The organism is Streptomyces sp. NPDC005423 (assembly GCF_040606415.1).
Taxonomy (GTDB): domain Bacteria; phylum Actinomycetota; class Actinomycetes; order Streptomycetales; family Streptomycetaceae; genus Streptomyces.
The window spans coordinates 13,360-26,876 of the sequence record NZ_JBEXET010000003.1; the positions used below are offsets into that span (position 1 = coordinate 13,360).

General features: G+C 72.8%; 15 protein-coding genes. 13 read left to right on the forward strand and 2 right to left on the reverse strand.

The window, feature by feature from the left end:
- Positions 1-87: 87 nt before the first annotated feature.
- Genes ABZT12_RS06355 through tsaE form a run of 4 tightly spaced genes read left to right on the forward strand, consistent with a single transcriptional unit; the run spans position 88 to position 4,057 of the window.
- Entirely contained in the window at positions 88-1,053 is a 966-nt protein-coding gene (locus ABZT12_RS06355; RefSeq protein WP_356378187.1) for a L,D-transpeptidase, read from the forward strand.
- Positions 1,054-1,108: 55 nt separating this feature from the next.
- On the forward strand, positions 1,109-2,335 hold the full coding sequence (alr, locus tag ABZT12_RS06360) for an alanine racemase (protein WP_356378189.1): 1,227 nt from the start codon (positions 1,109-1,111) through the stop codon (positions 2,333-2,335).
- Entirely contained in the window at positions 2,332-3,570 is a 1,239-nt protein-coding gene (locus ABZT12_RS06365) for an alpha/beta hydrolase (protein WP_356378192.1), read from the forward strand. The genes alr and ABZT12_RS06365 overlap by 4 nt, the downstream gene beginning before the upstream one ends.
- A complete protein-coding gene (gene tsaE / locus ABZT12_RS06370; RefSeq protein ID WP_356378196.1) occupies positions 3,536-4,057 on the forward strand; it encodes a tRNA (adenosine(37)-N6)-threonylcarbamoyltransferase complex ATPase subunit type 1 TsaE in 522 nt (173 codons plus the stop codon). Before ABZT12_RS06365 ends, tsaE begins: the two co-directional genes overlap by 35 nt.
- 110 nt (positions 4,058-4,167) lie before the next feature.
- Here tsaE and ABZT12_RS06375 read toward each other — a convergent pair whose 3' ends face one another.
- Both ABZT12_RS06375 and ABZT12_RS06380 read right to left on the reverse strand, forming a co-directional pair.
- Complete coding sequence (locus tag ABZT12_RS06375) at positions 4,168-4,416, reverse strand: hypothetical protein (protein ID WP_356378199.1); 249 nt, start codon at positions 4,414-4,416, stop codon at positions 4,168-4,170.
- 221 nt (positions 4,417-4,637) lie between these two features.
- Entirely contained in the window at positions 4,638-5,192 is a 555-nt protein-coding gene (locus tag ABZT12_RS06380) for a hypothetical protein (RefSeq protein WP_356378202.1), read from the reverse strand.
- Positions 5,193-5,311: 119 nt separating this feature from the next.
- On the opposite strand from ABZT12_RS06380, the gene tsaB reads away from it, so the two are divergent.
- The 9 genes from tsaB (at position 5,312) to ABZT12_RS06425 (ending at position 13,489) form a co-directional block, all read left to right on the forward strand.
- The gene (gene tsaB, locus ABZT12_RS06385) at positions 5,312-5,965 is read left to right on the forward strand and encodes a tRNA (adenosine(37)-N6)-threonylcarbamoyltransferase complex dimerization subunit type 1 TsaB (protein WP_356378205.1); all 654 of its coding nucleotides are present in this window, start codon (positions 5,312-5,314) and stop codon (positions 5,963-5,965) included.
- A 29-nt stretch (positions 5,966-5,994) separates the two neighbouring features.
- Positions 5,995-6,492: a ribosomal protein S18-alanine N-acetyltransferase gene (gene rimI / locus ABZT12_RS06390; RefSeq protein ID WP_356379001.1), complete on the forward strand. Its 498-nt coding sequence runs from the start codon at positions 5,995-5,997 to the stop codon at positions 6,490-6,492.
- Complete coding sequence (tsaD, locus tag ABZT12_RS06395) at positions 6,485-7,588, forward strand: tRNA (adenosine(37)-N6)-threonylcarbamoyltransferase complex transferase subunit TsaD (protein WP_356378208.1); 1,104 nt, start codon at positions 6,485-6,487, stop codon at positions 7,586-7,588. Before rimI ends, tsaD begins: the two co-directional genes overlap by 8 nt.
- The gene (locus ABZT12_RS06400; RefSeq protein WP_356378211.1) at positions 7,585-7,848 is read left to right on the forward strand and encodes a hypothetical protein; all 264 of its coding nucleotides are present in this window, start codon (positions 7,585-7,587) and stop codon (positions 7,846-7,848) included. Before tsaD ends, ABZT12_RS06400 begins: the two co-directional genes overlap by 4 nt.
- A gap of 105 nt (positions 7,849-7,953) precedes the next feature.
- The gene (locus ABZT12_RS06405) at positions 7,954-9,030 is read left to right on the forward strand and encodes a LacI family DNA-binding transcriptional regulator (RefSeq protein WP_356378213.1); all 1,077 of its coding nucleotides are present in this window, start codon (positions 7,954-7,956) and stop codon (positions 9,028-9,030) included.
- Between the two features lie 101 nt (positions 9,031-9,131).
- On the forward strand, positions 9,132-10,481 hold the full coding sequence (locus tag ABZT12_RS06410; protein WP_356378216.1) for an endo-1,4-beta-xylanase: 1,350 nt from the start codon (positions 9,132-9,134) through the stop codon (positions 10,479-10,481).
- A gap of 93 nt (positions 10,482-10,574) precedes the next feature.
- Entirely contained in the window at positions 10,575-11,627 is a 1,053-nt protein-coding gene (locus ABZT12_RS06415; RefSeq protein ID WP_356378219.1) for an LCP family protein, read from the forward strand.
- 166 nt (positions 11,628-11,793) lie between these two features.
- Positions 11,794-12,147, forward strand: a complete 354-nt coding sequence (locus ABZT12_RS06420) for a YciI family protein (RefSeq protein WP_356378222.1) — start codon at positions 11,794-11,796, stop codon at positions 12,145-12,147.
- 49 nt (positions 12,148-12,196) lie between these two features.
- Positions 12,197-13,489 carry a sigma-70 family RNA polymerase sigma factor gene (locus tag ABZT12_RS06425; RefSeq protein WP_356378225.1) on the forward strand — a complete coding sequence of 431 codons (1,293 nt, stop codon included), beginning with the start codon at positions 12,197-12,199 and terminating at the stop codon, positions 13,487-13,489.
- Positions 13,490-13,517: the final 28 nt, after the last annotated feature.

The window sequence follows — 13,517 nt, forward strand, 5'->3', positions numbered from 1 at the left end:
CGCGTCGGCATCGAATCGCTCGGCAGGACGAGTGACCCCACCGCGCGCCACCCCGCGCGGGTCCCGCTCCCGCGTTTCTCTGATCGCATGATCAGCAGACGAATCGCGCGCAGAAGCCTCGCGGTGGTGCTCACGGCGATGATCGCCCTCCCGATCGGGACCGCCGGATCCGCCGGGGCCACCGGTGCCACCGGTGCCGCCGGGGGCGTGGAGACCGTCGGTGGGGCTCAGACCGCCGGGGCCCCGCGGCCCGTGGCGCCCGCCTCCGGACCCGCCGAGGGCGAACTCGTGCCCGGGGTGCCGCCGGGGCCGTACCAGCCCTGGCAGATCGACACCCCCGACCAGGGGCTCGCGCCGATCGTGTACCGGCCCAGCGCCGCGGAGGACGCCGTCGAACCCCGGGACGCGGCGGAGGGGACGTACGACCTGGTCGAGTACGTGCCGCTCGGTGACGCCGTGGGGAAGGTGGCGTGCAGCAAGCGGACCGGGCCCTATCAGTGGGAAGTCGAGCGGTGGTTGCGGCTCAAGGCGGACGGGAGGCAGTCGGCGGCCGACTGCCGGGCCGTGCGGGCCTTCCAGCTGCGGGAGGGGATCAAGCCCAGCAGCGGGTTCGCCGGGCCGGTCACCTGGGCACGGATGCAGTTGCGGGGCGCGCGGAAGAACCCGAACGCGGCCGGGAGGTGCCCGGTGCGTTCCTACCAGGTCGCGTGCGTCGATCTCGACCGGCAGCTGACCTGGGTGCAGAGGGGCCGGAAGGTGGTCTTCGGGCCGGTGCCCGTACGCAGCGGCCGGAACGCCCACCCCACCCGGCTGGGTTGGCACCGGATCTACTGGAAGCACAAGAACCACTGGTCGACGCTGTACAACAGCCCGATGCCGTACGCCCAGTTCTTCGACAAGGGCATCGCCTTCCACGCCGTCTACGGCAGCCTCTACACCTCCGTCGGCTCCTGGGGCTGCGTCAACCTCCAGTTCGGCGACGCCCGCGCGCTCTGGAACGTGCTGAGGAACGGCGACCGCGTGTACGTGTGGGGGCACCGGTCGGGGAAGTAGGAGGGCCGGGCGGCCTCCCGGTGCTGTCGGTCGTCTCTGAGAGACTGGGGGCGCCATGACTGAAACTGCACTGCCGCCGACCGCGCCCCTGCGCGCCCGCGCCGAGATCGACCTGGCCGCCCTGCGGGCCAACGTGCGAGCCTTGCGCGCCCTCGCGCCGGGCGCGGCCCTCATGGCGGTCATGAAGTCCGACGCCTACGGCCACGGGGCCGTGCCCTGTGCCCGCGCCGCCGTCGACGCGGGCGCGACCTGGATCGGCACGGCCACGCCCGAGGAGGCGCTCACCCTGCGGGCCGACGCCGGGCTGCCCGACGACGTCCGGATCATGTGCTGGCTGTGGACGCCCGGCGGGCCCTGGCGCGAGGCGATCGAGGCCGGCCTCGACGTCTCCGTCAGCGCGATGTGGGCGCTGCGTGAGGTCACCGCCGCCGCCCGCGCGGCCGGTGCGCCCGCGCGCGTGCAGCTCAAGGGCGACACCGGGCTGGGGCGCAACGGATGCCAACCCGGGGACGACTGGGCCGAGTTGGTCGGCGCGGCCGTGCGGGCCGAGGCCGCAGGACTGCTCCGCGTCACCGGCCTCTGGTCGCACTTCGCGTGCGCCGACGAACCCGGCCACCCCTCCGTCGACGCCCAGCTCGCCGTCTTCCGCGAGATGGTCTCCCACGCCGAGCGGAACGGCGTACGGCCCGAGGTGCGGCACATCGCCAACTCGGCCGCCACGCTCACCCGTCCGGACAGCCACTTCGACCTCGTCCGCACCGGGATCGCCGTCTACGGCATCTCGCCCAGCCCCGAGCTGGGCTCCCCGGCCGACTTCGGACTGCGCCCGGTGATGAGCCTGAAGGCGTCCCTGGCGCTGGTGAAGCACGTCCCCGGAGGGCACGGCGTCAGCTACGGGCAGCACTACGTCACCCCGGGCGAGACGACGCTCGGGCTCGTCCCCGTCGGCTACGCGGACGGCGTCCCCCGGCACGCCTCCGGCAGCGGGCCGGTGCTGATCGGCGGCAAGTGGCGCACGGTCGCGGGGCGGGTCGCCATGGACCAGTTCGTCGTCGACCTCGGCGGTGACGAACCCGAGGCGGGCGCCGAGGCGATCCTCTTCGGACCCGGCGCCGACGGCGAACCCACCGCCGAGGACTGGGCCCAGGCCGCCGGCACCATCGCCTACGAGATCGTCACCCGCATCGGTACGCGCGTTCCCCGCGTCTATCCCGACGACAACCGCGGGACCTCCGGGACGGGTACGGTCCCGGGCCGGGACGCGAAGAGGAGCGGTACGTGAGCGAGAGCAGCGCGGAGACGGCCGCCTCGGCCGCCTCCGCCGTCGTGGGGGCGGCCGGGAGCTGGCGCAAGGCCACCGGGATCGCGGGCGCCGCGATAGGCGTGGTCGCCGCGGGAGCGGCGGCCGGCGTCGCCATAGAGCGGATGACCGTCGGCCGCGGCATGCGCAGGAGGGCCCGGCTCGCCCTCGACTCCACCGGCCCCTACGGCTCGCTGCGCGGCACGCCCGGCAAGGCGTACGCCGACGACGGCACCGAGCTGTACTACGAGGTCGACGACGTCGAGCAGGACGCGGACGTGACCCCGCGCCGGCGCCGGCTCTTCGGACGCAAGGCGCCCGCCCCCGTCACCGTCGTCTTCAGCCACGGCTACTGCCTCAACCAGGACTCCTGGCACTTCCAGCGGGCGGCGCTGCGCGGGGTCGTACGGGCCGTCTACTGGGACCAGCGCAGCCACGGCCGGTCCGCGCGCGGCGCCACCCAGATCCGGGACGGGGAACCGGTCACCATCGACCAGCTGGGCCGCGATCTGAAGGCCGTGCTCGACGCGGCCGTGCCCGAGGGGCCGATCGTGCTCGTCGGGCACTCCATGGGCGGCATGACGGTGATGGCCCTGGCCGACCAGTACCCGGAACTGGTCCCCGACCGGGTCGTGGCCACCGCCTTCGTGGGGACGTCGTCGGGGCGGCTCGGCGAGATCAGCTTCGGGCTGCCGGTCGCCGGGGTCAACGCGGTACGACGGGTGCTGCCCGGCGTCCTCAAGGCGCTCGGCACGCAGGCCGCGCTGGTGGAGCGCGGACGGCGGGCCACCGCCGACCTGTTCACCGGGATCATCAAGCGGTACTCGTTCGCGTCGCGGGACGTCGATCCGGCGGTCGCGCGGTTCGCCGAGCGGATGATCGAGGGGACGCCGATCGACGTGGTCGCCGAGTTCTACCCCGCCTTCAGCGACCACGACAAGACCGAGGCGCTCGCCCGCTTCCAGGACATGCCGGTCCTCGTGCTGGCCGGGATCGGCGATCTCGTCACGCCCAGTGAGCACAGCGAGGCCATCGCCGACCTGCTCCCGGAGGCCGAACTGGTCCTGGTGCCGGACGCCGGGCACCTGGTCATGCTGGAGCACCCCGAGGTGGTCACCGACCGCCTCGCCGACCTGCTCACCCGCGCGGGCGCCGTCCCCGCAGGGGCTACCGTAAGCGGCTATGGAAGTACCAGCAGCACCGCACCGCGCGGCTGAGCCCCTGTCCGTGGCGATCACCGTCAACTCGCCTGAAGAAATGCGGGAGTTGGGGCGCCGACTCGCCGGACTGCTGCGCGCCGGCGACCTGGTGATGCTCACCGGGGAGCTGGGCGCCGGCAAGACGACCCTGACCCGGGGGCTCGGTGAGGGCCTCGGGGTCCGGGGCGCGGTGACCTCTCCGACGTTCGTCATCGCCCGTGTGCACCCCTCGCTCGGCGACGGGCCGCCGCTCGTCCACGTCGACGCGTACCGCCTGGGCGGCGGACTCGACGAGATGGAGGACCTCGATCTCGACGTGTCGCTGCCTGAGTCGGTGATCGTCGTGGAGTGGGGCGAGGGCAAGGTCGAGGAGCTGACCGAGGACCGGCTGGAGGTCGTCATCCACCGGGCGCAGGGCGACACCACGGACGAGGTGCGGCACGTGACCGCGACCGGGCTCGGCGCGCGGTGGGTGGCGGCCCGGCTGGAGACGCTGGCCGGCTGAGCGGGCCGGGGGCCACCGCCGCGGAGCGGGTCCCGACAAGGTGTCGGCAAGATATTGCGCCCGGCGTGTCAACCGTGTTCACATGGTACCCAATCCGTGGTTAGGGCTGCCTAACCACGCCCGCCCCCAGGGTCCCAGGAGGCGTCCATGTCGATCTCGGAGCACCCGGGAAACGCGACGACCGCGCAGTCCGCGACGACCGCGCAGTCCGCGACGGACGCGCAGTCCGCGACGAACGTGACGACGGCGACGACCGATTCGGCCTTGCCGAACGCCGCCCGGGCGCGGTCGGCCGGGGCCGTCGGCGTCTCCGTGCGCGACTTGCTGGCGGCGGGCGCCGCGGCCCGTGCGATCTCCACGCCACCCCGTCCAGCGGCTCCCGAGGAGGCACCGGCCGAGCGGCGCCGAACCGGCGAACGCCGGGCCGCCTAGACCTGAGACGCGAAACCCGGGACCTGTCCAGGCCTCCGGCTCGTCCAGGCCCCCCTACCCGCCCCGCCGGTGGACGACCGCCGTCGGTGGACGCCCGCTACGCGTCACGCCCCCCTCCTGGGTCGCGACGCCCACGGAATTACGCCCGCTACCGGATCACGACGATCTGCTGCCCGATCGTCGCGAACTCCCACATGGCCTCGCCGTCCTCGCGGGACTCGCGAATACCGCCCGTCCGCGCGGTGCTCTCGGTGTCCGGGGCCGTCCCGTGCACGGCCGCGCTGAAGCCGATGGCGACACCGCCCGTACTGGTGAAGCGGACGACGTGCTCGATGGGGGTGCCGTCGGTGCCGGTGACGGAGTTGGCGCGGGAGGTGACGTAGTAGGTGCCGGGGGCCGGGTCGACGGTTCCCGGGGTCACCGCGAAGGTCCGCTTGGGCCGGCCGCTGGGGCCGACCAGCCACACCCGGTCGTCGTCCACGGAGTACACGACCCGTTCGCCCTTCCCTGAACCGGCGGGCAGGGCGGCCGGGTTCCGCCGGTCGCGGGGCGCCTTCGAGGTGGCCGCCGAGGGTGAGGCGCTCGCGCGGGCCGTGCCCGGGCCGCCCGGTACGTTCGCCGACGCCTGGAAGGTGAGGACCCCGACCGTCGCGACGGCGGCCACGGTGAGCCCGGCCACGATTCCCGAGCTGGTGCCGGCCATCAGCGCCCGCCTTTCCGTGCTGTGTGCGGTACCTGTGGTGACTCCCGGTGACGCTAGCAGCCGGGACCGGGCTGACCGGGGCGGCCGTGCGGGAGCCCTCGGAGCCGTAGGCTGTTTGCGTGCTCTTGCTCGCTCTGGATACCGCCACGCCCGCCGTCACCGTCGCCCTGCACGACGGCGAGTCCGTCATCGCCTCGTCCAGCCAGGTGGACCCGCGCCGGCACGGCGAGCTGCTGCTGCCCGCCGTCGACCGGGTGCTCGCCGAGGCGGGGCTGCGGCTCGACGCCGTCACGGGCGTCGTCGTCGGCATCGGCCCCGGCCCCTACACCGGGCTGCGCGTCGGGCTGATGACCGCCGACACCTTCGGGCTCGCGCTCGGGGTGCCCGTGCACGGTGTGTGCACGCTCGACGGACTCGCCCACGCAGCCGACATCGACGGCCCCTTCGTCGTGGCGACCGACGCGCGGCGCAAGGAGGTCTACTGGGCGCGCTACGCCGATCCCCGCACCCGGGTGACCGAGCCGGCCGTCGACCGGCCCGCCGACATCGCCGCCGAGGTGGCCGGGGTGCCCGCCGTCGGAGCGGGCGCGCTGCTCTACCCCGACACCTTCCCCGAGGCGCGCGAGCCGCGGCACGTCTCCGCCGGCGCGCTCGCCGCGCTGGCCGCCGAGAGACTCGCGGCGGGCGTCGAACTGCCCGCGCCCCGGCCGCTGTACCTGCGCCGTCCCGACGCGCAGGTGCCCAAGAACTACAAGGTGGTCACCCCCAAGTGACCGATTCCGCGACTCCTCGGCTGCGCGAGATGCGCTGGTGGGACATCGATCCCGTACTGGAGCTGGAGAGGGACCTCTTCCCCGAGGACGCCTGGTCCCGGGGCATGTTCTGGTCCGAACTCGCCCACGCGCGGGGCACCACGGCGACCCGGCGCTACCTCGTCGCCCTGGCCGGCGGCCGGCTCGTCGGATACGCGGGCCTCGCCACCGCGGGCGACCAGGCCGACATCCAGACGATCGCCGTCGCCCGCGACCACTGGGGCACCGGCCTCGGCTCCACTCTGCTCACCGAACTCCTCAGCGCGGCAAGCGAGTTCGAGTGCGTAGAGGTGATGCTCGAATGCCGGGTCGACAACGTCCGCGCCCAGAAGCTCTACGAGCGCCACGGCTTCGCGCCCATCGGCTTCCGGCGCGGCTACTACCAGCCGGGCAACGTGGACGCCCTGGTGATGCGACTGACCACCGAGTCCGACGGCGGCATCGCCGCGGGCCCCGCCTCCGTACAAGGAACCGAGATCGATGGCTGACGAACCCCTGGTCCTGGGGATCGAGACCTCCTGCGACGAGACCGGCGTCGGCATCGTGCGCGGCACCACGCTGCTGGCGGACGCCATCGCGTCCAGCGTCGACGAACACGCCCGCTTCGGCGGGGTCGTCCCCGAAGTGGCCTCCCGGGCGCATCTGGAGGCGATGGTCCCGACCATCGAGCGCGCGCTGAAGGAGGCGGGGGTGAGCGCCCGGGACCTGGACGGCATCGCCGTCACCGCCGGGCCCGGACTCGCCGGCGCGCTGCTGGTCGGCGTCTCGGCGGCGAAGGCGTACGCCTACGCGCTCGGCAAACCGCTCTACGGCGTGAACCACCTCGCCTCGCACATCTGCGTGGACCAGCTGGAGCACGGCGCGCTGCCCGAGCCGACGATGGCACTGCTGGTCTCCGGCGGCCACTCCTCGCTGCTGCTCTCCACCGACATCACCGCCGACGTCCGGCCGTTGGGCGCGACCATCGACGACGCGGCGGGCGAGGCCTTCGACAAGATCGCCCGGGTGCTCAACCTGGGCTTCCCGGGCGGCCCGGTCATCGACCGGTACGCGAAGGAGGGCGACCCCACGGCGATCGCGTTCCCGCGCGGGCTGACCGGGCCGCGCGACCCGGCGTACGACTTCTCCTTCTCCGGGCTGAAGACCGCCGTCGCCCGGTGGATCGAGGCGAAGCGGGCGGCGGGGGAGGAGGTGCCGGTGCGCGATGTGGCGGCCTCCTTCCAGGAGGCGGTCGTGGACGTGCTGACCCGCAAGGCGGTGCGGGCCTGCAAGGACGAGGGCGTCGACCACCTGATGATCGGCGGCGGGGTGGCCGCCAACACGCGGCTGCGGGCGCTGGCCCAGGAGCGGTGCGAGGCGGCCGGCATCCGGCTGCGGGTGCCCCGCCCGAAGCTGTGCACGGACAACGGGGCGATGGTCGCGGCCCTCGGCGCGGAGATGGTGGCGCGCGACCGCGCCGCCTCCGACTGGGACCTGTCGGCGGACTCCTCGCTGCCGGTGACGGAGCCGCATGTGCCGGGCAGCGCCCACCGGCCCGGGCACGACCAGGTGCACGAGGTCAGCATGGAGAACCTGTACTCATGACGGTCGCGCTGATGTGGGAGGCCCGCGCCCTGCCCGGCCGGGGTGCGGACCTCCTCGCCTGGGCGCGCGACCGGCGCCTCCCGGCCGAACCCCTGCGCCGGGAGACCCTCCGCGCACCCCAGGACCGCGTCCTCGTCATCACCTGGTGGGACGCCTCCTACGACGACGAGCTGCCCGAACTCCCGGAGCCTGACGCGGAGTTGGTGACCCGGGCGGTGCACCGCTGGCGGTTCGAGTCGGTGGGGGAGCAGGGCTCCTGACCGCCTCGCCCACTCGAATGTTTCGCGTCACGTCTCGAATGTTCAGAGCGGTCAGGGTGCGGCAAGGGGTTCGTTCGGCGGGCCGACGGGGATACGATCGCGGGCATGACAGCCTCGGAATCCGGTGAAACCCAGACGGCAGGTCGGGCGGCGCGGACCGCGACGCTCGCCGAGATCGCCCGCGAGGCCGGAGTCTCGGCTCCGACTGTTTCGAAGGTGCTCAACGGCCGCGCCGACGTCGCCCCCGGCACCCGGAGCCGGGTCGAGGAGTTGCTGCGCGCCTACGGCTACCGGCGCCGCCGCGCCGAGGCGTCCCGCTCGCCCCTGATCGACCTGGTCTTCCACGAGCTGGAGAGCGCCTGGGCGATGGAGGTCATCCGAGGCGTGGAGAACGTGGCCCGGGACGCCGGGCTGAGCGTGGTGCTGAGCGAGAGCGCGGGACGGCTCACCCCGGGCCGCACCTGGGCCGACCAGGTCGCCGCCCGCCGGCCGCACGGGGTGATCCTGGTGCTCTCCGGTCTCGACGAGTCCCAGCGCGCCCTGCTGACCAGCCGCTCCATCCCGTTCGTGGTGATGGACCCGGCCGGCGACCCGGGCGCGGACGTACCGTCGATCGGCGCCACCAACTGGCAGGGCGGGCTCGCCGCCACCCGGCACCTGGTCGAACTGGGCCACACCCGGATCGGCGCGATCAGCGGACCCTCCCGGATCATGTGCAGCCGGGCCCGCGTGGACGGCTACCGGGCCGCGCTGGAGACGGCCGGACTGCCGGTCGACCCCTCGCTGATCCGGACCGGCGACTTCCACCACGAGGCCGGCTACCGGCTCGGCCTCGAACTGCTGCGCCGCCCGGACCGGCCCACCGCCGTCTTCGCCGGCAACGACCTCCAGGCGCTCGGTCTCTACGAGGCGGCGCGCGAGCTGGGCCTGCGCATCCCGGAGGACCTGAGCGTGGTCGGGTTCGACGATCTGCCGGTGGCCCGCTGGGTGGGGCCGCCGCTGACGACCGTACGGCAGCCGCTCACCGAGATGGCCGAGGCGGCGGCGAAGCTGGTGCTGGACCTCGGCCGGGAGCAGGAGTCCTCGGCGGCCACCCGGGTGGAGCTGGCGACGAGCCTGGTGGTGCGCAGCAGCACGTCCGCACCAGCCGTGCCGCCCGCTCCGGTCCCACGCCCGGAGTGACCGGGGTGGCCGGAAGCTGACGTATTGACGGGTGGGGTGAACGCCTCCACACTCCTCCGAAGCCAATCGGTTATCCGACCGAAACTTTCGGAGGCACCCGCATGAGATCTCTGAGAACCGGCTTGTCCCTCGCGGCGCTCCTCACCGGCGCCGCGATGTTCCTCACCGCACCGGCGGCGCACGCCGCCGACACCCCGCTGCGCGATCTCGCCGCCGCCCAGGGCAAGGTCATCGGCACAGCGGTCACCGGTTCCAAGCTGACCGGCACCTACGGCTCGGTCACGGGAACCCAGTTCAGCTCGCTCACCCCCGGCAACGCCATGAAGTGGGGGACGGTGGAGCCCACGCAGGGCTCCTTCGACTGGAGCGAGGCCGACCAGATCGTCGCGTTCGCCCAGGCCCACCACCAGCAGGTGCGCGGCCACACCCTGGTCTGGCACAACCAGAACCCGGGCTGGCTGACCAACGGCAGCTGGACGACAGCCCAGTTGAGCACTCTGCTGCAGAACCACATCAGTACGGAGGTGGGGCGCTACAAGGGCGCGATCACCGCGTGGGACGTCGTCAACGAGGCGTTCAACGAGGACGGCACCCTCCGCCCCACGCTCTGGTCCAACGGCCTCGGCTCCGGCTACATCGCGCAGGCCCTCACCTGGGCCCACGCCGCCGATCCCGACGCCAAGCTGTACATCAACGACTACAACGTCGAGGGCGTCAACGCGAAGAGCACCGCCCTGTACAACCTGGTCAAGTCCCTCAAGGCGCAGGGTGTTCCGATCGACGGCGTCGGACTCCAGGCCCACCTCGTCCTCGGCCAGGTGCCCTCGACGCTCCAGCAGAACATCCAGCGCTTCGCCGACCTGGGCGTCGACGTGGCCATCACCGAACTCGACGTACGGATGCAACTGCCCGCCACCAACGCCTCGTTGGCCCAGCAGAAGGCCGACTACAAGAGCGTCGTCGCGGCCTGTGCCGCCGTCACGCGGTGCGTCAACGTCACCGTGTGGGGCTTCACCGACTCCGACTCCTGGGTGCCGAGCACGTTCCCGGGGTACGGGGCGGCGACACCGTACGACGAGAACTACGCGCCGAAACCGGCGTACTACGGGATCGCGGAGGCGCTCGGCGGGACGACGACCACCCCGCCGCCGACGAACGGCGCGTGCACCGCGACGTACAGCGTGAGCAGTCAGTGGAACACAGGCTTCACCGGGCAGGTGACGATCGCCTGTTCCGGGGCCTCCCTCTCGTCCTGGAAGGCGAACTGGACCTATGGCGCGGGTCAGCGGATCACCCAGGCCTGGAACGCCACCTGCACCCAGTCGGGTGCGGCGGTGAGTTGTGCGAACGCGTCCTACAACGGGTCGGTCCCGGACGGGGGTTCGGTGACGTTCGGGTTCAACGGGACCTGGAGCGGCGGCAATTCGGTGCCCACGGTGACTCTGGGCTGAGCCGGAGCTGAGAAGCGTGAGAGTTTCCGAAGAAAACGCCCGCATGCCCCCGGTCCTAACAGTCCCCTAATAATTCGGACCTATGTTCCCTCCGTGATCGGACACGACGGGAAGACCGACGACGACAGAAGAGTGGGCCGGCGGTCGAGAGTGCTGAGGGCCGCCGGCCTCACTCTGGCCGGAGCTCTCGTGGTGGGTGTCGCCACGGCGGGCTGGGCCTACTGGCACCTGAACGACAACATCAGAAGCGTCGACATCAACAGCGCGCTCGGCGACGACCGGCCGGCGAAGGCGGTGGTCACGCCCTCCGCCCCCGCCTCGGCCTCCGCCGCGCTGCCCACCGGTTCCCTGAACATCCTGGTCCTCGGCTCGGACTCGCGCAGCGGCAAGGCGAACCAGCAACTCGGCGGCGGCGACAGCTCGGGTGCCCGCTCCGACACGGCGATGGTCGTGCACATCGACGCGGGCCGCACCGGGGCCACCGTCGTCAGCATCCCGCGCGACACCCTGGTCACCCGGCCCTCCTGCCCGCTGTCGTCGGGCGGTTCGACACCCGTCGCCCACAACGTGATGTTCAACAGCGCCTACTCGGTGGGCGGACCGGTGTGCGCGGTGAAGACCGTCGAGTCGATCACCGGCGTCCGGATGGACCACTACGTCGAGATCGACTTCTCCGGCTTCGCGAAGCTCGTCGACGCCCTCGGCGGTGTCACCGTCACCACGGACCAGGACATCGACGACGACAAGAGCCACCTGAACCTCAAGAAGGGCACCCACCACCTCGACGGCAAGCAGGCCCTCGCGATGGCCCGCACCCGGCACGGCATCGGCGACGGCAGCGACCTCGGCCGCATAGGTCTCCAGCAGAAACTGGTGAAGGCCCTCCTGGGACAGATCGCCGCCAACGACCTCCTCACCGACCCCGCCAAGCTCTACGACGTCACCGACGCGGTGACCGACAGCCTCACCACGGACACCGGGCTCGACTCCCTCAGCGAACTGATCGGCCTCGGACAGAGCCTCGAGGGGCTGTCGGCGACCGGCACGAAGACGGTCATGATGCCGGTGGTCACGGCACCGTCCGACCCCAACCGGGTGATCGCGAAGGAACCCGCGGCGAGCCGGCTGTGGGACTCCCTGCGCTGATCGGCCGCTCGCCGGGCGCCCGCGGGCCCATGCCTGACCTGCGGGAACGGGCTCGCGGAAAAAACTTCTCGAAGATTCCGGCGAGGATGTCGATCCGGCGGCCCCCCGTTCGACGCATGGTTGCGGGGCCGGGAGGGACCCGGCCCGCCGCACCCGAGGAGTCACCATGCCGCGCTATCTGTCACTCGTGAAGATCGACGAGAGGACCGTCCCCGCCGAGGGCCCGAGCCCCGAGCTGATGCGGCGGATGGGCGAGCTGATCGAGGAGATCACCAAGGCCGGGGTGATGCTCGACACCGCCGGGCTGACACCGTCCGCGCAGGGCAGCCGGGTCCACTGGGAGGACGGGAAAATCTCCGTCGCCGACGGGCCCTTCACCGAGTCCAAGGAGGTCGTCGGCGGGTACTCGATCATGCAGTGCAAGGACCACGCCGAGGCCCTGGAGTGGACCGAGCGCTTCCTGCGCGTGCACGAGGAGTTCTGGACGGTGACCTGCGAGCTGCGGCAGATCGCCGAGTAGGCCCGGCCCTCCTCGGCCCGGCGCCGCCCTGGATGTTGCATGGTGGGCTGTGACCTCGCAACCGCAGCCCACCGCCGGCCTCGGCCCGGCCGCCGCCGACCCCGGGCGCGCCATCGAAACCGTCTTCCGTATCGAGTCCCCTCGGGTCGTCGCCGGTGTCGCCCGGATCGTCCGGGACATCGGGATCGCCGAGGAACTCGCGCAGGACGCGCTGGTCGCCGCGTTGGAGCAGTGGCCCCGGGACGGGGTGCCGGACAACCCCGGCGCCTGGCTGATGGCCGCCGCCAGGCACCGCGCCGTCGACCTGGTCCGGCGCCGGGAGCGGTACGCCCGCAAGCTGGAGCAGATCGGCCGCACCCTGGAGACGACCGCCCCGCCCGAGGAGCCGGCCGGCCCCGACGACATCGACGACGACCTGCTCCGGCTGGTCTTCACCACCTGCCACCCGGTGCTCTCCGCCGAGGCCCGCGTCGCCCTCACCCTGCGCCTGCTCGGCGGCCTGACCACGGCCGAGATCGCCCGCGCCTTCCTCGCCCCCGAAGCGACCGTCGCCCAGCGCATCGTCCGCGCCAAACGGACCCTGGCCACGAGGAACGTCGCCTTCGAGGTGCCCTACGGCCCCGACCGCGAGGCCCGCCTCGGCTCGGTGCTCGATGTCATCTACTTCGTCTTCAACGAGGGGTACACGGCGACGGCCGGCGACGACTGGCTGCGCCCGTCCCTCTGCGAGGACGCGCTGCGGCTGGCCCGGCTGCTCGCCGCTCTGATGCCGAAGGAACCCGAAGTGCACGCGCTGGCCGCCCTGTTGGAGTTCCAGGCGTCCCGCTCCGCCGCCCGCACCGGCCCGAGCGGCGAACCCGTCCTCCTCAAGGACCAGAACCGCCGCCGCTGGCACCGGATGCTCATCGCCCGCGGCGTCACCGCCCTCGGCCGCGCCGACGCCGTCGCGACCGGGGCCCCCGGCCCCTACGCCCTCCAGGCCGCCATCGCCGCCTGCCACGCCCACGCGTACACCTACGAGGAGACCGACTGGCGCACCATCGCCACCCTCTACGGCCTGCTCGCCGCCCGAACCCCCTCTCCCGTCGTCGAGTTGAACCGCGCGGTGGCCATCTCGATGGCGGACGGCCCGGCCCCCGCCCTGGCCCTCGTCGACACCCTGTCCGCCGAACCCGCCCTGCGCGACTACCACTTGCTGCCCAGCGTCCGTGGCGACCTGTTGCTGCGGCTCGGCCGTACGGCGGAGGCGAGAGCGGAGTTCGTCCGCGCGGCGGCGCTCGCCCGCAACGCGCGGGAGCGTGAACTGCTGCTGGCCAGAGCCGAGTCGGCGGACGGCGGCTGACCCCCCGACCGCCCGGCCGGGTCGGCGT

What these genes read in the sequence shown, in the direction of transcription:
- ABZT12_RS06355 (WP_356378187.1), top strand. Translation starts at nt 88, where the DNA reads ATGATCAGCAGACGAATCGCGCGCAGAAGCCTCGCGGTGGTGCTCACG.
- alr (WP_356378189.1), top strand. Translation starts at nt 1,109, where the DNA reads ATGACTGAAACTGCACTGCCGCCGACCGCGCCCCTGCGCGCCCGCGCC.
- tsaE (WP_356378196.1), top strand. Translation starts at nt 3,536, where the DNA reads ATGGAAGTACCAGCAGCACCGCACCGCGCGGCTGAGCCCCTGTCCGTG.
- ABZT12_RS06380 (WP_356378202.1), bottom strand. Translation starts at nt 5,192, where the DNA reads ATGGCCGGCACCAGCTCGGGAATCGTGGCCGGGCTCACCGTGGCCGCC.
- rimI (WP_356379001.1), top strand. Translation starts at nt 5,995, where the DNA reads ATGCGCTGGTGGGACATCGATCCCGTACTGGAGCTGGAGAGGGACCTC.
- tsaD (WP_356378208.1), top strand. Translation starts at nt 6,485, where the DNA reads ATGGCTGACGAACCCCTGGTCCTGGGGATCGAGACCTCCTGCGACGAG.
- ABZT12_RS06400 (WP_356378211.1), top strand. Translation starts at nt 7,585, where the DNA reads ATGACGGTCGCGCTGATGTGGGAGGCCCGCGCCCTGCCCGGCCGGGGT.
- ABZT12_RS06405 (WP_356378213.1), top strand. Translation starts at nt 7,954, where the DNA reads ATGACAGCCTCGGAATCCGGTGAAACCCAGACGGCAGGTCGGGCGGCG.
- ABZT12_RS06410 (WP_356378216.1), top strand. Translation starts at nt 9,132, where the DNA reads ATGAGATCTCTGAGAACCGGCTTGTCCCTCGCGGCGCTCCTCACCGGC.
- ABZT12_RS06420 (WP_356378222.1), top strand. Translation starts at nt 11,794, where the DNA reads ATGCCGCGCTATCTGTCACTCGTGAAGATCGACGAGAGGACCGTCCCC.